Here is a 20928-nt window from a genome sequence, read left to right as displayed (position 1 = left end):
ACAAGCTTGAATGAGCCCTAATCAGATAGTTCATAGTACTTGTATATTGACCCGACAAGCATGTCTCTGGTGTCTACCTGATAGGGAGCTCAACTAGTACTTTAAAGACATTTTGTCATTATTTTACTTAAAATCATCTGTAATCAAGACATTATGTCTTGATTTTATTCGTTTTCTCGCCTTTTTCGGTGCTGGCATTTCTCTTGTATAGTTGGTGTCATAGATGTTCAACTAAAACTTAAAAGAGATATGAAACTAATTAGAAGAAACCCCAATTTGTTCCCAGAGTTTCCAAGCGTGTTTGACAGCTTCTTAGGAAGGGATTTGTTCGATTTTGAAAATGGACTGGTAAATTCTCCAGGCGCAAGTGTACCTGCCGTGAATGTGAAGGAAACCGAAGAAGGTTTTGATGTGGAAGTGGCTGCTCCGGGCTTCAACAAGAAAGATTTTCATGTTGAGGTTAACAACAATCTGTTGACGATTTCGTCTGAAAAAGAGGTGAAAAATGAGCAAAAGGACGAAAACGGCCGCTACACAAGAAGGGAATTCGGCTACAGCTCATTCAAAAGAAGTTTCACGCTTCCTGAAAATGTGGTGAATGCAGAAAAAATTGGAGCAACTTACGAAAATGGCATACTTCATGTTAGTATACCTAAGCGTGAGGAGGCTAAACCAAAGCCAGTAAGGCAAATTGCGATTGCTTAAATATTATTGACATAATTGAATAGAAAGCAGGCTGTCATTGACGGCCTGCTTTTTTATTGGTGCAGCAAGCAGCTATCCCGCTTTGGCACTATTCAATTTGCAACGGCCATTTTTCCACCATGCCTTTTCCGTTGGGTGTCACAACTTCCAACATAAGCCAATAGTAGCCAGGCACACTGGTTAACCGAATAGGCAGCTGGACCACTCCCTTGTCGTCGGGGTTTATATTGGTAACCCAAAAACCTACAGGCGAAAGATAAGGACTGTTGGCTTCTCCTGTTGGGCCAATGGCGATTGGGTTCGAAGCATTAACGCCAGTGTACTTGAATTTGTGAAGCCCTTTGATTTCTTTTTGGTTCAGGTAGTCAACATTGGTCACTATGTGAACAAGCCCCAAGTACACTTCGTGACCAAGTGTGAAGAGACCGTGATACAATTCATACTTAGTAACAAGGGCAGGATTAATGCTTAGTACTTCAGCTTGATTGAAAATGGGTACTCCGTCAACAATGACCAGCGCAGGAACGTCCATTAATCCGGTAACAACTGCATTTGAAGGTAGCTGAATAGTGTTGTGCACCATGCGTATCAGCGGTTTCCCTTTCTTGAATCGTAAATAGGCACTGGGCAAAATCTCTTTGAAAACATCCTTCATTTCGTTGAAGGGCACATACACGAGCGGATCGATTACTTCCGTTGGTTCGAGGAAGAATCCGGCAATTTTGCTGATGAAATTGTTCTCCTGGAAAACTTTAACGACATCGGATGTGCCCGTGTACACGCTGTCGATAATGCTTCTCTCCAGGGCTTCGTTTAGCAAAGCCGTTTTGTTACGGGAAGCGATCTTGGAGGGACTTGCAACTGACCTTTTAAACTGGGGAAACACGGGCTGGTCAATGACGATGTCTACATCATGATCATAATATCTCTGGAGAGCCAAAAACAGCTCGTTTTCACCCTCGAACGTAAGGTTTTCAAACTTGAAGAATCCGTCTTTCGTCGTTTTGGCAAACCGGAATAGTGAAAAGTCACTGGTGTTAGCCAGGGCCAGGGGACAGTATTGTAAAGGCTCTCCGGTTTCTTTAAAAGTTATTCTGCCCGTTATTCTAAAACCTTTCTGGAACGGATCAGGTGCCAACTGTATCGAGTCTGCCACCAGCACGGGAGGTTTGATAGTGACCTTGTTGCGGTTGGTCTGAACCCAGGCCTCTTTTTGGCTGGCAGCCAAGTCATCAAACGCCAGCGGAACGTCGTTCGAAAATATCCCGGCTTGCTTTAGCTGGTAGCTGGCATAGGTTTGTCCGGCAGTTTTCAGGTTGTTGCCGTTTAGTGTAGGAAGTCTTTCATCGACCAGTTTGACTGAAAGATAGGCCTCCGAAAGATCGACACTATCCACGTTGACCACAAACAGCAGGTTAGGGGTGCTTCCTGATGGCAGCTTACTCCGCTGGTTGATCCATTTTAGTTGCTGCTCAATTGGGTCCTCAACAAAGACGAACCTTTCGAGTAGCAATTTCTTTGCCTCGTCCCGAACGATGATTGAATAAGCTGCCGTTCTCTCTGAAGCACTGGCAGGCACAAGCATTGTCATTATGGGCTGGTTAATACTTACTATTCTTTTGAAAGCGAGCAGGTCGCCCTGCCTGATTTCCAATTCGACTTTCTTGGACAGGTCGAAGGTACTGTAGATTTTTAGCTCAAGATTTTTAGCACTGTCTGTTGCCACTTCGAGGGTGATACCAGGGGTTTCTTCTGGTTGTATAGTTGTGGAAGCAACCACCGTTGCATTATCCCACAATTGCAAGGTAATGGGCTTGTTAGTAGTTGGATGGACCATGAAATCTCCTATCAATTCGCCGTCAGTAGAGACGGTGTCTTTGGAACCGTTGTCCCTTTCAACAGTAAGCTTGTACGCTATCCCTGGTTCTGGATTCGTCACTCTGAAAAAGACCTGGTTGGGGAGATGAGAGTATATTCTTCCGTTGTCAGGAGAAATAACCAAACCGGGCTCCTCTTTTGTAGCCAATAGGGCTATTGAGTTTTCTTCAATGGCCGACGAGGGTATTTGATACGTGCTGATGGGGATAGAGGCTTCCACCCATTCGGTATTGTTAAGAAGGGAAGGAGTAAACACATGGAGGTAGTGTATCGCTTGTTCATCGAATAGGAGAGGCAGCCGAAATTCTCCGCTGGCAACGCCATTTACCCACAAGAACCTGGCCGACCCTATTGTTTCTCCCTTGGCGTTCAATAGTTCCGAATAAATGACGTCATTTCTTTTTACCACCTTGAACGTTTTGTTGCTCAACGCAACAGCCTGAAAAATCAGTCGTTCTTCTTCGAAATAGAAAGGCTTGTCCGTTGTCAGGTGAATGAATTCTGGAACAAGCTTTTCCGGTGAATCGTCTTGTGCACTGGCTTTAGCCAGACCAAGAACGCATAACGGAAGTAGCAGTAGGTATTTCATAGTTATTCAAAGTAATAGGGCCTTGGACTCGCTCCTTCTTCGGCATAGCAACTAAAGCAAAAGGATTCTACATTGTTGATCCTCAATCCTGCATAGCAAATGTCGAGGTAGGTAAGGAACTCGTTTTTAATGTTGCTCTTATAAATAGTAATTGGAATCTCTGATAGCCGTCCTACCTCAAATAACCCGTACACATTTATGTCTTCTTTCCCTTCCACGTACAGGTTGCCACTGATAATTGCCGGTGGTGGATCGAAGATGCTGCCGTTCAGGTTTCTTTGCTGATCAATAGACTGATAGAAAACAAAAGCATTCCTTGTGATGGCAATCTGACGAACTAACATGGTAAGCCGGAAGCTGAATCTCTTATCAAGAAGTAGAAATGTAACGAGGTGATCTTTAATCGATTTACCTTCCGATTCCGTGGCACTGGTAATGTTGAGGAACTCGTCCGACCCAGAGATAATATAGCAGTTGAGGCAATCACACCTCGGGTCTCTGAAGGGGGCTTCGTTGATATGGGCGGTTTCGAAGTCGTATCTCAGAAAGGTGTTTGGAGACTGAAAAGTACCCGTATTGACTTTGAAGTTAATTCCATTTCTTTTTATCGTCACCCCATTGTCGTTCACAAACTCGAAGGTGTGCGATTCCCAGTAGCCTCCTTCAAGTGCTACAGCATCTGGCACCTCTTCCCAGTCTGACACAATTTTTGTCTCCTCATCAGTATCGATCACCAAGCGATACTTGTCTCCTCTGGTAAGTGGCACAAACACTAGTGGGGTGTATAACCCTTCGCCTCTCGGTTCAAGTGCTATTTCCATATCGTCGTTGTCTGATTGCAGAACGACCCTTGCATCGTCGAATGGTTCCGACTTCCCGTCTGGGTTGATTTTTGAAAGCACCACCTTCTGAAACCTTGCGTCGTCCAACAGGAGGGCCTCTACTACAAAGTTTTGCGTTGACCTTGGTATGTCGAGCTCAAATTTCTCCACACACGAGGGAATAGCAAGCAGCAGCAGTGCCAGTATTCTTACGGTATATCGATATGAGGTTAGTCGTTTCATCTAGAACCAGTGGGGGCGTTCATTTGTAGCACCTTCTTTCACACGGCAGTCGGCGCACTGCGGATTAGTGTATAAGTTATAGGGGGTGCATATTTCATCAAATGTGCGCACTGCAAAAGGCGCACTATTGCCATTGGTACTTACCGAAGCTTCATCAACGCTGTTAACTTCAAAGAAGCCGTAGATGACTCTTTCAGGGTTCCTTACATCTTTTAGGTTGGTTTTCGCTATAGCCGGAGGTGGATCGAATATGGTGCCTTTCAGGTTTTTTTGTTGCTCAATGGTAGCGTAATACTCGTATGTGTCTTCGTTAATGGAGTGTTGAAATATCCGGAGGGTTTTTTTGATGGAATACTCGTAGGAGGAGTTGATGAATGCAATCTGAAAGTTTAAAAGTCTCTTTCTGCTGCCATTCTCCACAAATGCGGTTTTTATGAAGTCCTTTGCATTGCTGACAATGTAACAGCCAGTGCAATCCCAACAAAGGGAGCTCCGCAGTGGCGACTCCATGATGTAGGCCGACTGGTAGGAATAGCGGACAAAGGTGCTCGTAGCATTGGTGTACTCAGAGGTGACATAGTAGGAAAAGCCGTAATAGGGTGTTAAGTATCCATTGTCATTAACAGATTGCTCAATGGTTGGCGACACATGTGCCGTCTCTATTTTGAGCGGCGGCGGAACACTTTGCCAGTTTGATACTATTTGCACGGAATCTCCCAGGTCAACGAGCAGCCGGTACTTCTCTCCATTAGTGATTTCAATGGGAGTGATGGGGTAATAGGTGCCTGCTGCGACTTCTGAAAAAGAAAATTTTAGGCCGTTCGAATTTTCAACCTTTACTATCGCTCCTTCTAATTCAATAAAACCAAGAGGGTCGTTTGGTGTCTGAAGAAGCTTTACCGATTGTAGCTCGGGATGGTTGGAGAGAATTGCTTCAACAATTATCTGGTTGGAAACACGCTCAATGTCAAGAGAAAACGGTTCAATACATCCGGCAAGCAGCAAGAGCGTAAATAAAGGGCCATATGATAGTTTCCTGTCAATCATAAGATCAAAAGTAGTCGGGCCTGACTTTGGTGGCGCCTTCCCTTGCCCGGCAGTCAAAACAGTCAGCCCCAGGATTTGGAACCAAACAATTTTCATAAAACGAGGGTATCAGAAAGTCGATGTCGGATTTCGTTATTCTGGCTGAAGCTTCGCTGTATTTTCCCACCTCAAAAAAGCCGTAAACTGTTTCGGTGGGCCTGAGGTTGTTGCTGACATTTCCTCTTAGGACTGCCGGTGGCGGATCAAAAATGCTGCCTCTTGCTTCATTGAGTTGATTGATGGATTTGTAGTATTCGTAGGCTGCTTTTGTAACGGTAAGTTGCTTGACCAATACGGCGAACCTGATCCCAAACCGTTCGTCGAACTCAACAAACTCAATTGACTTGCCGGAAAGAACTTTCCCCTTGCTGTTCAACACTTCTGCCAGTTCGATAAAGTTTTCCACTTCCTCCTGTATGTAGCAGTATTGACACTCGCTGCAAAGGTCTGATGCCATGGGTGCATCATAGGCGTAGGTGTCTTCGTAAGTCCAGCGCAAGTAGGTGTTTTGTGAAGCAACTGGCTTTGTTGCCACAAAAATTTCGATTCCCTTCGAAGTTGTCTCAATCCCTCTGTTGTTAATGACGGATCGGTATTTCGCCTCCATGAAAGCGGTATCAATTTCCGATGGCTCAGGAACCTTTTCCCAGGTTGAAACGGCTCTAATCGAATCTCCGATAGCAATCTCTAGTTGGAATTCGTCCCCGGCCGCCACCTCAATGCTACCAGAAAGGGGAACGTATGATCCGTCGTAGGTGACGACCAGCGGCCAGGAGTCTCCCGCTTTATTTGAAATGCTGACTATGGCATTGTAGATGAGCTCCCGAGGCCCATCCTGATGTTGGAAATACAACCTGGTTCGTTGATAGTCAGGATGATCCAGCAACATACTTTCTACAATAAGGATATTGTCTTGTTTGGGTACGTCAACTTCATACGGTTCAATACAGCTAACGCATACCAATAGCAGCACGAATGCGCAGGACAGCTTCGATGCAATTCTTTTGCGAACTCCTTCCGGCGCTGTTTTAAATCGGTGCATTAGGTCTGTGAACCGCATCTGCTCTACAAAAATTTAAGATTGAAGGTGACTGAAGGAAACGGTATCCCAAGCACGGCAAGTTTGTAGGGAGTTACTGGCGGGTCGGAGTTTCGCTGGCTGAAAAAGACCGAATAGGCATTTTTGCGACCGTAAACATTGTACAGCGAAAACGTCCACGAAGTTTCCACCTTGGCTTTTCGTTTGTTAGTGCCGTCAACTGAAAATGCAATATCGAGTCGGTGATAGTCTGGCACCCTGAACTGGTTTCTCTCTGAAAATTGAGCCACCACAATCCCGTTGAATACATATTTGTCAATTGGGTAGGAGGTAGGTCGCCCGGTACTGTAGGTGAAATTCCCTGAAAACCTCCAGAGCCTCGAGAGTTTATAAGTTGAAACAATATTGAGGGTGTGGGGCTTGTCGAAGTCCGCAGCATATTCTTTGCCCCTGTTGATCTTTTGTTCTTCCAGCTCTCCGTTTATTGTTCTCAGGCTTCGGGAGTAGGTATAACTTACCCATCCTGTAAGCAACCCAGCATCTTTTTGAACGAGAAATTCAGCACCATAGGACCTGCCAAAACCCTGAAGCAATTCTGTTTCAATATTGTCTTTTAGGAAGAGGTCAGCATTATTCTTGTACTCGGTCACATTTTGCACTTCCTTATAAAATAGCTCAACCGATGTTTGCAGCTTATTCTTTGTGAAGTTCCTGAAATAGCCGATGCCGTACTGGTCTCCGATAACAGGCTTGAAATGAGTGCTGCTGGTGGTCCAGATATCGAAAGGGGTGACGGCGGCGGTGTTTGAAACAATATTAATGTACTGCCTCATCCGGTTGTACCCAATCTTAATCGACTGCTCTTCGGCTATTTTGATGCTTGCAGAACCTCGTGGCTCAAAACCTGAGTAAGTATTAATTACATCACCTTTGGCATAGCTGGTAGAGTCTATGATGGCGTCGTCATCCCTGGCCAGCGCCGGATCATAGGAATAAATTTTCAATGGCCCTTTTTGATCGAAGGTTGTATACCGGCTGCCTGCCGACAAGGTAAGCCATGAAGCAGGCTTCCACTCGACAGATCCGTATACGGCCTTTTCTATTCCGTTCATGTCCTGAAGACTGCGGGCTGCCTCCAATGAAGAGATGGTAGTTGGCTCCAATTCACCTCGTTCAATATTGTACTTACCGGCCAACACCCCCACTTCTGCCTGAAAGCCGTTTCCGGGGTCGTAAGTGAGGTCTGCTTTTACATCCTTGTAATGAATACCGCTTTGCATGATGTATTCACGCAATGTTTCGGTGTTCTCCACTTCAAAATCGTAATCGCTGGAGGCACCATTTACTTTGAGATAAATGTTTTGCGGAAAGGAGTGTGTCCATGAAACTGAGTAGATGTTGTTCTGATAGCTGTAAATAGCGTCCTGAGCAAATGAGAATCTATCGCCGCTCATATAGCCGGAGAGCCTCACCTTGTCTTTGTCGGTAACAAATGCGTCGATGGTGCCCTGAAAATCAATATATCTCGCTCCGCTTTCCCGAAGTTCAATACTTCTTGTTCGCTTCAAAATCCAGTCGGCGCTGGCCACCCGAACACCGAGGGCAAGCGACGCCTTGTTTTTTATCAGTGGCCCTTCTGCAAAGGCCTTGCTGGTGATAGGCCCTAGTCCCACATTACCATTCCACCGTTTCTTGTCACCTTCTTTGAGCCGAATGTCCAGCACGGAGCTTATCCGGCCACCGTATTTGGCTGGAACTCCGCCCCGGTAGAGCGTAAGGTTATCCACCATTTCTGAATTGATGAGAGAGAAGAAACCCAGCATGTGCGACGGATAAAATACAGGGGCACCATCCATGAGGATAAGGTTTTGGTCAAAATTTCCTCCTCTCACATTAAAGCCGGAAGAACCCTCACCCACGGAACTTACCCCGGGAAGAAATGTCAGGCTTTTTATCACATCGGCCTCCCCGAGGAATGAAGGTAATCGCCTGATAGAGGCCACATCTATCGAATTGATACCCATTTTGGCATCTGTTACGTTGTTTTCAAACGCTCTCTCCCGGATCGTAATCTCCTCAAGCTCGTAAGTGGTGTCAAATAGTTCGGTGCTTAGCTGCCCATCGCCGACAATTGCCACCGGTTTTCTTTCTTCAATGTAGCCTACAGTTGTAATGAGCAGGTCGTACAGGCCAACAGGCACCTGGAAGGAGTACTCGCCTTTTTCGTTGGTGCTCGTAGATCGGTTGGTGCCTACAAGCATCACATTCGCCCCGATCAATGGGTCACCACTGTTTGCGTCGATGATACGGCCCCGAATAGTGGCATTCCTTTGAGTTCCGAACGATTTTAGGTCGCCTATGATGGTGACTCCCTCAGGAATTTTTAGTTGAGACCCATAGTCTTCCGAGCTGGAAGCAAATTTTCTGGCAGTTGAATCGGGCAGTAACACAACCAGCTTTTTTCGGTAGGTGATATATGAAAGGCTGAGAGGTGCGAGAAAGGCCTGCAACGCTTGATCCCTTGGAAGAGAAGTGTCAGGGATGGTCACCTTGGAAGCGTCAACCCATTCATTCCGATAGTATATGTCGATGCCAAATGCCTTTTCCAGCTGCTCTATCTTTGTTTTCCAATCAGGAGTACCTTGCGCATTTCCGTCAAATACAAACAATAGTAGCAGAACGAAGCAGTAGTAGTTTTTTTTCATAGGCATTGTTTGGTATCATAAGCTACAACAGGCTTTCCATTCGAAACCACTATTGCATTTTGCTTGTCATTCGATTATTTCAACCGAATTACATATTCTTCTTCAGGCGAGAGGTAGCCAAATGGCTGTAACTGCATTCCTTCAATTTTCAGAAAATCCTCGAAAGCTGAAACCTCATTTTCATCAACGGCAATCAGCAAGCCACCGCTTGTTTGCGGGTCTGCCAGAATAGATCGCTGATAGTCGGAAATTTCACCTATTTTGTGACCATAGCTATCCCAGTTTCTTACCGTGCCTCCGGGAATACTTTTCTGATTCAGATAATCGTCGAGGAAATCAAACTTTGGCACCTTGTCGAACTCGATGGTGGCAGATACGCCGCTACTTTCGCACACCTCAGCCAAATGCCCCAGCAAGCCAAAACCGGTTACGTCTGTCACGGCCGATACATAGGGTAGGTTCCCCAGCTTTGCACCAAGTTTATTGAGGGTGAGCATGCTCTTTTTTGCAGTTGCCAGGTGTTCGTCGGTGACGATGCCTCTTTTTTGCGCAGTGGTGATGATACCAATGCCCAGGGGCTTGGTCAGGTACAGGTACGACCCTGCCGTTGCCGTTGAGTTTTTCTTAATATTCGTTACTGGTATGGTACCAGTTACTGCTAGTCCAAAAATAGGTTCGGGTGCATCGATGCTGTGCCCACCCGCCAGGGGAATGCCTGCTTCTTCACAAGCTTTTCTGCTGCCGTTCAATACCTGATTGGCCACCTCTGGTGGTAATTTATCGATGGGCCAACCGAGAATGGCTATAGCCATGATGGGCGTACCTCCCATAGCGTAGACGTCGCTAATGGCATTTACAGAAGCGATGCCACCAAAGTCGAATGGATCATCCACGATCGGCATAAAGAAGTCGGTAGTGCTGATAATGGCAGTACCATTTCCTAAATCGTACACCGCAGCATCGTCGTTGGTATGATTGCCCACCAGCAGGGAGGGAAAGAATGTTTTGTCAGTTGACTTGCTCAGGATGGTTTCCAGCACTTTGGGCGATATTTTGCAACCACACCCTGCGCCGTGACTGTATTGGGTAAGCTTTATTGGTTCAGACATATTGAGTTTTCGTTTTTTCTATAACTAGTTCAGCCCATTTGGCAAAGTCTTCGTGATCGGCTTCAATCTCCAGCAACAAGTCTTTTTTGTGCCGAATCAGGGCGTTTTTGTAGGCCCTGTCGTAATACACTAGTAGCAGATCAGCTACGCCTTCGAAATCTCCGGATCTAAGTAGTTCCAGAGCACTTTTGGCGTGCTGTCCTCCCAGTTTCCTTTCAAGCATGTTAATTTTTTCGTCCAGGACTTTCTCTGGGAAGCTGGCATATTCCGACACCAGGCGTTTGATCCTGATATTTCTATCCATATTGAAATGAACACGGGGGCTTATGCCCATTTGCCGCCAGAAGGCTTCAGGGATCATCACTTTGCCAATGCCTATCGACTCATCTTCAAGCCAGACGGGTTGAGAAAAATCAAAGTCCTTGATGGCCCAGAAAAGCTCGTTTTGGAAATGCTCTGAGGAAGGCTGCACCTCTTGTCCCAATTCCCCGAAAACAGATCCCTTGTGATGGGCAAGGCCTTCCAAATCTACCACCTGCTGACCATTGGCTGCCAGGGACTTGATTAAATCCGTTTTGCCGGAGCCTGTGGGGCCAGTGATGACCATAAGCTCCATCTTTTGAGCGAATTTGTCCAACACATGATTTCTGAACCGTTTGTAACCGCCTTTGAGTGTAACCACTGGCAATCCATACGTCTGCAGCAGCCACGCAACACTGCCCGACCTCATGCCGCCCCGCCAGCAGTGCACTAAAATATGGTCTTTGAATGTGAGCTGCTCGGCAAATTCAACCATCGGCCGCATTTTTGGGCCCACTATTTCCAGCCCACGTTTCACCGCCAGGTCCTTGCCTTGCTGCTTGTAGAGCGTGCCAATTTGAGCTCTTTCGTCATCCTCAAAGAGGGGCAGGTTCACGGCTCCAGGGATTCTTCCGTAAGTGTACTCCGACGGCGACCTTACGTCTACCACCGGATTTTGCCTGCTAAGCTCCAGAAACTCTTCAATATCAACGCTTTTGACCATTTTTCCTCGGGCTCTCCTGTCGGCTGTTCCTATTCAATCCAAAAATTAGCGATTATTAACCTACTTTCATGAAACTTATCCGTTAAATAACAGTAGGTAAACAAAGGGGCATTCCATACGACGGTGTTTGTCGGTTCGGAAGGCTGTCTATGCAACTTTTTTTGGCTATATTGTCTATTGATTATTGATAACATAAATAATAAGTAATGAGTATTACTAATCTTCTCTGGTTCCTTGTTCCCGTTCTTGTGTTGCAAATTGTGATGTTCTTTGTGATTCGGCAGAAGAAAAAGAAGATGAAGAAAAATGATGTCCTCGCCAAATATGGCATATCAAATCGCAGCGACCTGTTCCGCATGCTGCAAAATCCCCACTTAACGGATGAGGACAGAAACAAGCTGCAAAACATTTACGAAAGCAGGGTATTGGGCTAATGTCGGCTGCCTAACCAATCTCCGGGAATAGCTGGCGCTATGGAAACTATTGGGCTTGGTTTGTGTTATTTGGTAGCGCATTAGTGCAAGTAGCAAACCATATCAAAAAGGAGATAACATTGGAAAAGGCAACGTTCGGTTCTGGGTGCTTTTGGTGCACCGAAGCAATCTTTCAAAATATCAAAGGAGTTATAAAAGTGGAGTCGGGCTACTCTGGCGGCAAGGAGAAGAATCCAAGCTACAGAGAGGTGTGTGGTGGAAGAACAGGCCATGCCGAGGTGGTGCAAATCACCTTTGACCCGAAACTAGTTTCATTCGACGAGCTATTGGAAATCTTTTGGAATACGCATGATCCCACCACTCTCAACCGGCAGGGTAACGACGTAGGGCCACAATACAGGTCAGTTGTGTATTACCACAATCAGGAGCAGATGGAGCTCGCCGTCAGGTACAAAGAGCAACTAGACAAGAGCGGTGTTTTTGCCTCGCCAATAGTTACGGAAATAAGCCCGTGCAGTGAATTCTACGTGGCGGAGGACTATCATCAGCACTATTTTGAGCTCAACGGGTCTCAACCGTATTGTTCATTTGTTATCCGCCCCAAGGTGGAGAAACTCAAAAAGAAATTTGGGGATAAACTTAAGTTGAGTCAGGCCTGAGCCATCGGCACGATCACTTGATTTTAGGGCTTAAAATTCATTAAACAAGTTGATTTTATTACACGAGGTAATACCTTGCGGCTTCGTAGCTTTTGCTTAGGTGTTGGCGTGTGAAAAAGAGACTATCTATGAATTTTAAGCCCTTTCTTTTAATAACAATGGTGTTTGGTATTTCTTGTAGCCCAGGGAAGTCGGGTGAGGATTATCAGAAAGCTTTTGTGGCTCATGAGGAATTGCTGGCCACCGAAGCCGAAACAAGATCTATTTTTGAATCGATGGAGCAAATTCTGGCCAGAGACACGACGCTGGTCGTTTTTTCGGAGGAATTGAAAACGCTGAGTGCAAAACTCGAAGCCTGGGAGGAGAAGGTGGTGGCCGTTGGAGAAGAAACAGACCACAGAGACCATCATCACCCGCACAGCCACCAAACTTCTCAGTCTCTCACCGACACAGAGATGTCGCTGTTGCAGAACAAGCTGAAAACCGAACTGGATGAAATTACCAGCGAAGTTTCGGCACTGGTTGAGAAGATGATGGATCGATAAGCGGGCGGCCCAAATGCAGGGGACTAGTCAGGTAAATTGCTGATCTCTATCCAGTCGGAACCCCAGTAAACCGTACTGTCGGTGCCAAGCCCCCTCAATCACACATTGAACCGACCATTTCTGGGGTACTTAAGTGTGGGCGCTGGCGTGTTAGTAGTAGCCTCAGTGCCGTTGTCGTTGTTGTAGCCAAGGTACCAGGTAAACTCAAGCATGCCACTTGAATAGTTGTTGAAACGCACACTGCCCGGACTGATGGTGCTGACTCTTAGCCGGAAAGCAAGGTTCGGTAAGCCGTCTGCAAAGGTTTGGGGCTGCCAATCGGGGGCCGGAGCCTCAAGCGGATCGAGGCAGGAAGAGAGCAGCAGCAGGCATATGGCTATGGTAGTTCGGCCCATCGCAGCGAGGATTTTGCTACTCAATATACACACTCCTCAGATGAAAGGGAATAGAGCACTCCCGATTATCGACCCTTTTGTCGGTCAGATAGCCAATGGAAAGGCACTTTTATAAAGAATTAAGAAAGCTGCTCAGGTTGTCCCTGTCTTGTTTGGAGAGCGCTTTCACATAGTTTTTCGACGCTTTGGCCTCATCATCCTGCCACATAATGGTGGCAGACATTGCAGTTGGCTACTATGAAAAATACAAGGAAGAGGGTAAAATGCGTTTTGGTCACCTGGCAAAGTCGTTTCGTCAAATTATTTCGGAGTTGATAGGCCCAACTTTTTTTTTACAGAAAAAACTCATGGAACGACGACACGACATTGACTGGCTGAGAATCATTGCCATATTGCTGGTGCTTTATTTCCACACAGCCATGCTTTTTGCTGCTGAATCGGGCTGGCATATCAAGAATGCAGAGCAAAGTAACCTCTGGCTGGAGTTCAATTTCTGGCTTTCGAGGTTTCGCATGCCACTGCTGTTTTTTGTTTCCGGCTATGGCACATTCTTGGCTTTAAGGAAAAGAAGTCCGTGGCAGTATGTGAAGGAGAGAAACAACCGATTGATGGTTCCGCTGCTGTTTGCCATGTTTGTGGTAGTGCCGCCTCAAATATATTTCGAGAGGCAGTTCAACGGCGCCAACTACTCCTCAATTTTTTCATTCTACCCCAAGGTTTTAGAGTTCATTCCTTACCCGGCAGGCAATTTTTCGTGGCATCACATGTGGTTTGTGCTGTACTTGTTTGTCTACTCGGTGGTGTGCTTGCCTCTATTTCTTTACATCCGGTCAGAGAAGGGTAAAGCACTGGCCACCAGCGTGGTTGCTGCCATGGGCAACCTCAAAATTGCATTGATCATGCTGCCAACCATTCTCATAGGTGGCTTTTGGGCCTTTTGGAACCCCGATACCCACGACTTGGTCAATGATCTGCCCTGGCATTTTTACTGGTGTTCTTTCTTTGTGGCAGGCTACCTTGTGGGGGCTGTTCCCAGCCTCTGGGACACCGTGGAGCTTCATCGCCGAAAGCTGCTAGGTTTGGCTATCCTGTGTATCACCATCATCAATTTTTTTCGATGGAATAAGATTGAACCCTGGGACATAGAAGGCATTAATCCTGCATGGGAATACCTGGGCCCTTGTATCCTCGCAGCGGATGCATGGTTGTGGCTGCTGGCAGCATCTGGCTACGCCAAACGATATTTGAACAAGCATCACCCCGTCATTGACTATGCCAACAGGGCTATCTATCCGTTTTACGTACTCCACCAAACAGTGATCATCGCCATTGGCTACTATGTGATCCAGGTGCAGGAATCCATTTTGGCCAAATATCTGTTCGTCAGTACATTGTCTTTGATCGGCTCGCTGGTGATTTATGAGTACCTGATCAGACCGTTCCGTATCGCCAGGTTTTTGTTTGGTGTGAAGGAGATCAAAGCCGATAATACACAACCTCAGACCTGACTTGCGGTACTACTTTGTTATATTTCGAGTCTGATGTCAATTGAATCACCACCACGCAAAACGAGTAACTGGCAGCGGATACAGCCGCTGATTTTCGGGGTTTTGGTTTACGTGTCGATCAGGATCATTGATAATCCTGATCATGGCGGGTTTCCGTCAACCAGGCCCGTCAGCATGTACCTGGGCGAGTTTGTAATGGCCATTACTGTTGGTTATCTCTTTGAGTTGTGCTTTGTGCTCCTGGAAAAGCGGTTCAACAAAGACTTTCATCCATCGTCAAAGTCGCTGATCAGAGAAATCATCATTTCTTATCTCGTTTTTGCCCTGGCTGTAAATGCCTCCATAACTCCCTTTGTTGCCCTTACGGACGATGGGCTGTCCCTGCGTGACTTTGTGCAGATCAATATCATCCCTATCCTGTATCTGCTGCTCATCTTTACGATCAGGCGAGGCCGATACTACCTCAGAAGCCTGATGCAGCAGGCGCAGCGCCTGGAGCAGATAGAAAAAGACAGTGTGGAAACGGAGCTTGCCTTACTTAAGAGTCAGTACCATCCGCACTTCCTTTTCAATAGCCTGAACACCATCTACTTTCAAATGGATGAAAGCGTGGGCGATGCGAAGCAAACAGTGGAAAAACTGGCGGAGCTCCTGCGTTACCAGCTTTATGAGGAAAAGGATAAAAAGGCCACCCTGGCAAAGGAACTGGATCACATCAATGCCTTTATCGACCTGCAGAAGGTGAGGCATGGGTCTAACCTGCAGGTAGATCTGAACCTGGATGCTGGCATTGTGAACAAAAAAGTGTATCCATTGCTTTTCATTCCTTTGGTGGAGAATGCTTTTAAATACGTGGGTGGCAAGAAGTTGATCAGCCTGAAGATGTCGGATGCCGGCAACGATGGGATAGAATTTTGCATTACCAACACCACCGAGCCCATAGCATCGCACAGTGCACTGATAGAGGAGCCAGGGAGGGGTGGGCTTGGGCTGGCCAATCTGAAAAGGCGGCTTGAATTGCTTTATCCTGGCAAATATGCACTGACGACAGAGCAAGGTGAAGATGTTTTTACCGCAAAGCTTAAACTGACACTGGATGAAGATTAAGTGTATCATAACCGACGATGAGCCTTTCGCTGTAAAAGGCATAAAAAGCTATGTGGAAAAAGTCGACTACCTGGAGCTCAGGGGTACCTGCGAAAATGCCTTGCAGCTTGATGCCATGCTGAAGTTGGAGACGCCAGATTTGCTGTTTCTGGACATAGAGATGCCTCACATCACAGGTCTCGACTACCTGGCGTCACTCAAAAATCCACCTTTGGTGATCATTACTTCCGCCTATGAGAAGTACGCCTTGAAAGGATATGAGCTCAGCGTGATCGACTATTTGCTGAAGCCCATCTCATTGGATCGGTTTCTAAAGGCGGTGCAAAAGGCCTTTGACTACCTGCAAGCCAATACACAAATCGAGGTCAAGGCCGATTATTTCTTCGTAAGAACTGGTCAGAAAATTGAAAGAATCAGGTTGGCGGAATTGGTGTATGTAGAAAGCATGCAGAACTACGTGAAGGTGCAGACGCTGACAGAGACGCATATTGCACATTTGACTCTGAAAAAGGTGATGGAGCTGTTACCGTCGAATCAGTTTATTCAAACGCACAAATCGTATGTGTTGAATATTGATAAGGTGAAGTCTATCGAAGGAAATGAGATCGCCACTGAAAAGGGAATCGTGCCCATCAGTAAACTTTGGAGAGAGGCTGTGCTGGAGAAGATTTTGCAGCACAAGCTTTGGAGCAGGGAGTAGGGTCGGCTATTGCTGAAGCTTCTTTAGGATTTTACTTCCACGGCTCTTAAAGCCAGCTGAGCCGTAAGGCATCTGGTCTTCGATGATGATCCTCAGCTCATTCTTCAGCTCAGGCAGCTTTTCGCACAGGTTGGCCAGCACGGTCATGCCAAATACTTTCACGGCTATAGGCTCTTTCCTGGACTGAAGCAGCTCGAAGCAGTACTGTACAGTTTTGTCCCAATGCTCTTCCGGAATGTCGACAAACTGCATGGTGCGGAGGATATTCCTTTTCAATGAATCATGCACCTCTTCATCCAGCAAGTCAATCATTTTGCCCAAATAGGGGAGGATCAGGTGAGGATGGAGGTCGCAGCATTTCCCTAGCAGGTGGGCGGAGTATTGGGTGGCACGGTAGGATCCATCGAAGAAAATATCCATTAGAAGGCCAAACTGTGCTGGCTCATCACCCATTTGGTTTGCCATGCGCTCGACGTTTTGTTTTGAGCGATCTCGCATTAGCTCTTCCTCCATGCTCGCCTTTGAATACGTCATTATTTCATCAAAATCTTGGACTTCCTTAATAAAGTATCCATAAAATCTCTAACAATAAGCCTCAATGATAGGTCTGGCAATAATTTTCATATCTTAAAGAAAACATTTATTCGCCTTTTATGAAAAAGCATTCTTTCCTGATTGTTCTTCTACTGACAGCCTATTTTTCGTACGCACAACGTCGCTCATCAACGCAAGCCCAAAGTCCGGCGTCGCCACTGGAGAGTGTGTCCCTGGGTGGGTTAAAATTTCGGAATATTGGTCCGGCGCTTAGTTCAGGCAGAATAGCTGATATAGCAGTAAACCCCAGCAAAACGAAGGAATACTACGTGGCAACTGCTGCCGGCGGTGTATGGAAAACCGAAAATGGGGGAGCCACCTTCGACCCGTTATTCGACAGTGAGGGAAGCTCCTCTATTGGTTGTGTGGCGTTGGATCCTAATAACAGCAATGTCGTTTGGGTAGGTTCCGGTGAAAACAACAACCAGCGTGTAGTGGGCTATGGTGATGGTGTTTATAAATCGATTGACGGGGGCAAGAGCTGGGAGAATATGGGATTGAAGATGTCTGAGCACATTGCCAAAATCATTGTTGATCCCACGAACTCTGATGTGGTGTATGTAGCTGCCATTGGCCCACTTTGGAAAGAAGGTGGAGAACGGGGGGTGTACAAGACAGAAGATGGTGGCAAAACCTGGACGGCGGTGCTGACAGTCGATGAGCACACCGGTGTCACAGATATGGTGATGGATCCGAGAGACCCAAAAGTCATATACGCCGCAGCCATGCAGCGACGTCGCCATGTATTTACTTATATCGGTGGAGGGCCTGGTTCAGGTATGTATAAAACGACGGATGGCGGGCAGAGCTGGTCAAAAATCAATAAAGGCCTTCCTACCGTTGATATGGGAAGAATTGGCCTCACTATTTCACCGGCAAATCCGGAGGTGATTTATGCCATTGTAGAGGCTGCACAGAACAAAGGAGGCTTTTTTCGTTCTACCAACAGAGGGGCATCGTGGGAAAAAAGGAGTGATTATACAACGAGTGGCAATTACTATCAGGAAATATTCTCTGATCCGGTGGATCCCGATAAAGTGTATGCCATGGACGTATGGTTCAAGGTGTCGAAAGATGGCGGGAAGTCATTCAGTGTTGTGGGTGAAGACACCAAACATGTCGATAACCACGTGATGTGGATTGACCCGGCTGATACAGAGCATTGGCTGGTGGGTTGCGATGGTGGAGTTTACGAAACCTATGAGGCGGGAAAAACATGGTTTTTCAAAGCCAACTTGCCCGTTACGCAGTTTTATAAGGTAACCGTTGACAATGCGTTGCCGTTCTATAATGTGTATGGAGGTACGCAGGACAATTTTAGTTTAGGAGGCCCGTCACGAACAATTACCAACCACGGTATCCTCAATTCCGATTGGATCATCACCCACGGCGGGGATGGTTTTGAGTCGGCAGTTGACCCTAAGAACCCCGACATTGTTTACGCTCAGTCTCAGTATGGCGGATTGTCACGCTATGATAAAAAAAGTGGTGAAGAGGTTGGTATACAGCCCAAAGAGAGAAAAGGAGAGGCGAACTACCGATGGAACTGGGACGCTCCGTTGCTAGTGAGCAGACACAAAGATGGGCGGGTGTATTTTGCTGCTAACAAAGTGTTTCGCAGCGACGACCGGGGCAATAGTTGGGACGTCATCAGCGACGACCTAAGCCAGCAAATCGACCGCAACAAGCTCAAGGTAATGGGCCGGGTATGGGGAATTGATGCCGTCTCAAAAAATGGGAGTACCTCGCCCTTCGGTAGTGTGGTGGCGTTGGCAGAGTCACCTGTCGATGAGAACCTGTTGTACGCCGGCACCGACGATGGACTGATTCAGGTGACAGAAAATGGGGGGCAAAGCTGGAGAAAGCAGCAAAATTTTCCTGGTGTGCCTACCATGACTTACGTCAATTACGTACTGCCCTCCCAGCATGATGCCGGCGTCGTGTATGCTGCCTTCAATCACCACAAGTATGGCGACTTCAAGCCCTACATTTACAAGAGTTCGGATAAGGGAGTTTCGTGGACGTCGATCACGGCAAATTTGCCAGTAAAAGGCACGGTCTACAGCATTGCTGAGGATCATGTAGATCCCAATTTACTGTTTGCAGGTACGGAGTATGGTATTTTCTTTACCAACGATGGAGGAAAGAGCTGGAAGCAATTAAAAGCGGGAATGCCTACCATTGCCATCAAAGACATCGATATTCAAAGAAGGGAGAATGACCTTGTGCTGGCCAGCTTCGGCCGGGGGTTCTTTGTGTTAGACGACTACTCTGCCTTACGCCAGCTAGGACAAGCGACACTGGCAAAAGACGGAGCCTTGTTTCCAATCAGAAATGCTTTGGCCTATGAAGAAAGTATGCCACTGGGCTTACCTGGCAAGGCCTTTCAGGGAGATGACTATTACGCTGCTGAGAACCTTGGCCCCGTGGCAATATTTACCTGGTATTTAAGGGATGAGGTAAAAACAAAAGAAGAGGTGCGTCGGGAAGCTGAGAAAAAGCAATTCGAGAATAATCAGGACTCAGCTTACCCATCTTACGAAGCGCTGAAGGAAGAGAAACAAGAGCCAGACCCTTATTTGTTGTTTACCATCAGAGACAGTCAGGGCAATATTGTGAGAAAGCTGCAGACAAAGCCAGTCAAAGGTGTTAATAGAACCACCTGGGACCTTCGCTATGCGCCGAAAACGCCTATTTCGCTTAATAAACCGTCATTTTACAACGCCTTTGCAGGTAAAGAAGAAGGGCACCTTGTGGTTCCTGGTCGCTACACAGTGCAGCTCTCCAAAAGTGTTGATGGCAGCTTTGCCACATTGTCTGAAGAGGTGCCTTTTGAAGTGGTGCCATTGCAAAACACTGTTTTGCCTGCCGCCAACCGGTCGGCGATGGTCGTTTTTAAGAATGAAGTGGCTGACTTCCAAAGGGTGGTGGAGGGAACCCAAAGCGTGGTAAATGAAATAGGCGCCCAGATGCGTTACATCAGGGAAGCTATTTTGAGGACTGATGCAGGACATGGACAGCTGATGGCTGACTATGAAGCCCTGAATAAGCAATTGGCAGACATTAAGACGATGCTCAACCGTGATGGAGTGGCCTCAGAGCTCGACAAAGAAGTACCACCCACTGTAGCCTCAAGGCTGGGGGCGATTGCTTATGAGCAAATGCACTCAACATCTGAACCTACACAAACGCACAAAGACCAGCTGGCAATTGCCAAAGAGGAGTTTGGACCGATATACAGTAGCGTCTCTCAACTAATCAATGATGACCTGAAACGCCTGCAGGAAAAACTGCAGAATCAGCATGCGCCATATATTCCGGCCAGTCTTCCTGTGCTACCGGTTTACGATAAGTAGCCTTGGTAAGTCATAAAATATTGAAGGCGAAGGCGTTGCTTGGAACTGTTGAGTGTTCGCCGACATTCTTTCAATAAATTTGAAAAAATTTATGATTTCAGTTTTGCAAAAGAACTACAAACGTATACTTTTGCATCTCGATTTACGGAAGGTAATCGAGACACAACGAAAGGAGTGGTAGTTCAGCTGGTTAGAATGCCTGCCTGTCACGCAGGAGGTCGCGGGTTCGAGTCCCGTCCATTCCGCAAGAAGCCTTAGAGAGATCTAAGGCTTTTTTGTTTTATCTCTCCCATGTCAGCTGGTTAGCATGCCTGCCTGTCACGCAGGAGGTCGTGGCGGTTCGCCGTTGCGATTCGAGTCCCGTCGCAATGGACTGGCCTTAGAGAGATCTAAGGCTTTTTTGTTTTATCTCTCCCATGTCAGCTGGTTAG

Annotated in this window: 17 protein-coding genes and 1 tRNA gene; 9 read left to right on the top strand and 9 right to left on the bottom strand. The window is 46.8% G+C overall.

The window, feature by feature from the left end; translation table 11 throughout:
• Positions 1 to 249: 249 nt before the first annotated feature.
• The gene (locus AAC052_RS27310; protein ID WP_339816303.1) at positions 250 to 705 is read left to right on the top strand and encodes an Hsp20/alpha crystallin family protein; all 456 of its coding nucleotides are present in this window, start codon (positions 250 to 252) and stop codon (positions 703 to 705) included.
• A gap of 88 nt (positions 706 to 793) precedes the next feature.
• Here the strand turns inward: AAC052_RS27310 and AAC052_RS27305 are convergent, their stop codons facing one another.
• From AAC052_RS27305 to mnmH, 7 genes are all read right to left on the bottom strand, one after another.
• Entirely contained in the window at positions 794 to 3172 is a 2379-nt protein-coding gene (locus tag AAC052_RS27305) for a hypothetical protein (RefSeq protein ID WP_339816302.1), read from the bottom strand.
• A 2-nt stretch (positions 3173 to 3174) separates the two neighbouring features.
• Positions 3175 to 4236 carry a DUF4249 domain-containing protein gene (locus tag AAC052_RS27300; protein ID WP_339816301.1) on the bottom strand — a complete coding sequence of 354 codons (1062 nt, stop codon included), beginning with the start codon at positions 4234 to 4236 and terminating at the stop codon, positions 3175 to 3177.
• Entirely contained in the window at positions 4237 to 5379 is a 1143-nt protein-coding gene (locus tag AAC052_RS27295; RefSeq protein WP_339816299.1) for a DUF4249 domain-containing protein, read from the bottom strand.
• Complete coding sequence (locus AAC052_RS27290; protein ID WP_339816297.1) at positions 5288 to 6382, bottom strand: DUF4249 domain-containing protein; 1095 nt, start codon at positions 6380 to 6382, stop codon at positions 5288 to 5290. The genes AAC052_RS27295 and AAC052_RS27290 overlap by 92 nt, the downstream gene beginning before the upstream one ends.
• 5 nt (positions 6383 to 6387) lie before the next feature.
• Entirely contained in the window at positions 6388 to 9066 is a 2679-nt protein-coding gene (locus tag AAC052_RS27285) for a TonB-dependent receptor (protein ID WP_339816296.1), read from the bottom strand.
• A 74-nt stretch (positions 9067 to 9140) separates the two neighbouring features.
• Positions 9141 to 10175, bottom strand: coding sequence for a selenide, water dikinase SelD (gene selD / locus AAC052_RS27280; RefSeq protein ID WP_339816295.1), 1035 nt, complete (start codon positions 10173 to 10175; stop codon positions 9141 to 9143).
• A complete protein-coding gene (mnmH, locus tag AAC052_RS27275) occupies positions 10168 to 11199 on the bottom strand; it encodes a tRNA 2-selenouridine(34) synthase MnmH (protein ID WP_339816293.1) in 1032 nt (343 codons plus the stop codon). The genes selD and mnmH overlap by 8 nt, the downstream gene beginning before the upstream one ends.
• A gap of 206 nt (positions 11200 to 11405) precedes the next feature.
• Between mnmH and AAC052_RS27270 the strand changes: the two genes are divergently transcribed.
• The 3 genes from AAC052_RS27270 to AAC052_RS27260 all read left to right on the top strand — a co-directional run bounded on the left by AAC052_RS27270 (position 11406) and on the right by AAC052_RS27260 (position 12837).
• Entirely contained in the window at positions 11406 to 11633 is a 228-nt protein-coding gene (locus AAC052_RS27270) for a hypothetical protein (RefSeq protein WP_317491920.1), read from the top strand.
• 119 nt (positions 11634 to 11752) lie between these two features.
• On the top strand, positions 11753 to 12292 hold the full coding sequence (gene msrA / locus AAC052_RS27265; RefSeq protein ID WP_317491919.1) for a peptide-methionine (S)-S-oxide reductase MsrA: 540 nt from the start codon (positions 11753 to 11755) through the stop codon (positions 12290 to 12292).
• A 128-nt stretch (positions 12293 to 12420) separates the two neighbouring features.
• Entirely contained in the window at positions 12421 to 12837 is a 417-nt protein-coding gene (locus AAC052_RS27260; protein WP_339816290.1) for a hypothetical protein, read from the top strand.
• A gap of 98 nt (positions 12838 to 12935) precedes the next feature.
• Here AAC052_RS27260 and AAC052_RS27255 read toward each other — a convergent pair whose 3' ends face one another.
• Positions 12936 to 13232, bottom strand: a complete 297-nt coding sequence (locus AAC052_RS27255) for a hypothetical protein (RefSeq protein ID WP_339816289.1) — start codon at positions 13230 to 13232, stop codon at positions 12936 to 12938.
• A gap of 209 nt (positions 13233 to 13441) precedes the next feature.
• Here AAC052_RS27255 and AAC052_RS27250 point away from each other — a divergent pair, with 209 nt between their 5' ends.
• Genes AAC052_RS27250 through AAC052_RS27240 form a run of 3 tightly spaced genes read left to right on the top strand, consistent with a single transcriptional unit; the run spans position 13442 to position 16547 of the window.
• The gene (locus AAC052_RS27250) at positions 13442 to 14740 is read left to right on the top strand and encodes an acyltransferase family protein (protein WP_339816288.1); all 1299 of its coding nucleotides are present in this window, start codon (positions 13442 to 13444) and stop codon (positions 14738 to 14740) included.
• 33 nt (positions 14741 to 14773) lie between these two features.
• Positions 14774 to 15847, top strand: coding sequence for a histidine kinase (locus tag AAC052_RS27245; RefSeq protein WP_339816286.1), 1074 nt, complete (start codon positions 14774 to 14776; stop codon positions 15845 to 15847).
• Positions 15837 to 16547, top strand: a complete 711-nt coding sequence (locus tag AAC052_RS27240; protein ID WP_339816285.1) for a LytTR family DNA-binding domain-containing protein — start codon at positions 15837 to 15839, stop codon at positions 16545 to 16547. The genes AAC052_RS27245 and AAC052_RS27240 overlap by 11 nt, the downstream gene beginning before the upstream one ends.
• A 6-nt stretch (positions 16548 to 16553) precedes the next feature.
• On the opposite strand, the gene AAC052_RS27235 is transcribed toward AAC052_RS27240, so the two are convergent.
• Positions 16554 to 17081: a hypothetical protein gene (locus tag AAC052_RS27235; protein ID WP_339816284.1), complete on the bottom strand. Its 528-nt coding sequence runs from the start codon at positions 17079 to 17081 to the stop codon at positions 16554 to 16556.
• Positions 17082 to 17200: 119 nt separating this feature from the next.
• Here AAC052_RS27235 and AAC052_RS27230 point away from each other — a divergent pair, with 119 nt between their 5' ends.
• Positions 17201 to 20497 (top strand): glycosyl hydrolase, encoded by a 3297-nt coding sequence (locus AAC052_RS27230; RefSeq protein WP_339816282.1) that lies wholly within the window; start codon positions 17201 to 17203, stop codon positions 20495 to 20497.
• A 171-nt stretch (positions 20498 to 20668) separates the two neighbouring features.
• Positions 20669 to 20742, top strand: a tRNA-Asp gene (locus AAC052_RS27225).
• The last annotated feature ends 186 nt before the right edge of the window (positions 20743 to 20928 follow it).

The sequence above is a fragment of the uncultured Imperialibacter sp. genome (genome assembly GCF_963974565.1).
GTDB lineage: Bacteria > Bacteroidota > Bacteroidia > Cytophagales > Cyclobacteriaceae > Imperialibacter > Imperialibacter roseus.
Note: the sequence above shows the minus strand (reverse complement) of the source record. Positions and strands in the feature narration are given on the sequence as shown.

What these genes read in the sequence shown, in the direction of transcription:
- AAC052_RS27310 (WP_339816303.1), top strand. Translation starts at nt 250, where the DNA reads ATGAAACTAATTAGAAGAAACCCCAATTTGTTCCCAGAGTTTCCAAGC.
- AAC052_RS27245 (WP_339816286.1), top strand. Translation starts at nt 14,774, where the DNA reads ATGTCAATTGAATCACCACCACGCAAAACGAGTAACTGGCAGCGGATA.
- AAC052_RS27305 (WP_339816302.1), bottom strand. Translation starts at nt 3,172, where the DNA reads ATGAAATACCTACTGCTACTTCCGTTATGCGTTCTTGGTCTGGCTAAA.
- AAC052_RS27300 (WP_339816301.1), bottom strand. Translation starts at nt 4,236, where the DNA reads ATGAAACGACTAACCTCATATCGATATACCGTAAGAATACTGGCACTG.
- selD (WP_339816295.1), bottom strand. Translation starts at nt 10,175, where the DNA reads ATGTCTGAACCAATAAAGCTTACCCAATACAGTCACGGCGCAGGGTGT.
- AAC052_RS27235 (WP_339816284.1), bottom strand. Translation starts at nt 17,081, where the DNA reads ATGACGTATTCAAAGGCGAGCATGGAGGAAGAGCTAATGCGAGATCGC.
- mnmH (WP_339816293.1), bottom strand. Translation starts at nt 11,199, where the DNA reads ATGGTCAAAAGCGTTGATATTGAAGAGTTTCTGGAGCTTAGCAGGCAA.
- AAC052_RS27285 (WP_339816296.1), bottom strand. Translation starts at nt 9,066, where the DNA reads ATGAAAAAAAACTACTACTGCTTCGTTCTGCTACTATTGTTTGTATTT.
- AAC052_RS27295 (WP_339816299.1), bottom strand. Translation starts at nt 5,379, where the DNA reads ATGAAAATTGTTTGGTTCCAAATCCTGGGGCTGACTGTTTTGACTGCC.
- AAC052_RS27255 (WP_339816289.1), bottom strand. Translation starts at nt 13,232, where the DNA reads ATGGGCCGAACTACCATAGCCATATGCCTGCTGCTGCTCTCTTCCTGC.
- AAC052_RS27240 (WP_339816285.1), top strand. Translation starts at nt 15,837, where the DNA reads ATGAAGATTAAGTGTATCATAACCGACGATGAGCCTTTCGCTGTAAAA.
- AAC052_RS27260 (WP_339816290.1), top strand. Translation starts at nt 12,421, where the DNA reads ATGAATTTTAAGCCCTTTCTTTTAATAACAATGGTGTTTGGTATTTCT.
- AAC052_RS27230 (WP_339816282.1), top strand. Translation starts at nt 17,201, where the DNA reads ATGAAAAAGCATTCTTTCCTGATTGTTCTTCTACTGACAGCCTATTTT.
- AAC052_RS27270 (WP_317491920.1), top strand. Translation starts at nt 11,406, where the DNA reads ATGAGTATTACTAATCTTCTCTGGTTCCTTGTTCCCGTTCTTGTGTTG.
- AAC052_RS27250 (WP_339816288.1), top strand. Translation starts at nt 13,442, where the DNA reads ATGGTGGCAGACATTGCAGTTGGCTACTATGAAAAATACAAGGAAGAG.
- AAC052_RS27290 (WP_339816297.1), bottom strand. Translation starts at nt 6,382, where the DNA reads ATGCGGTTCACAGACCTAATGCACCGATTTAAAACAGCGCCGGAAGGA.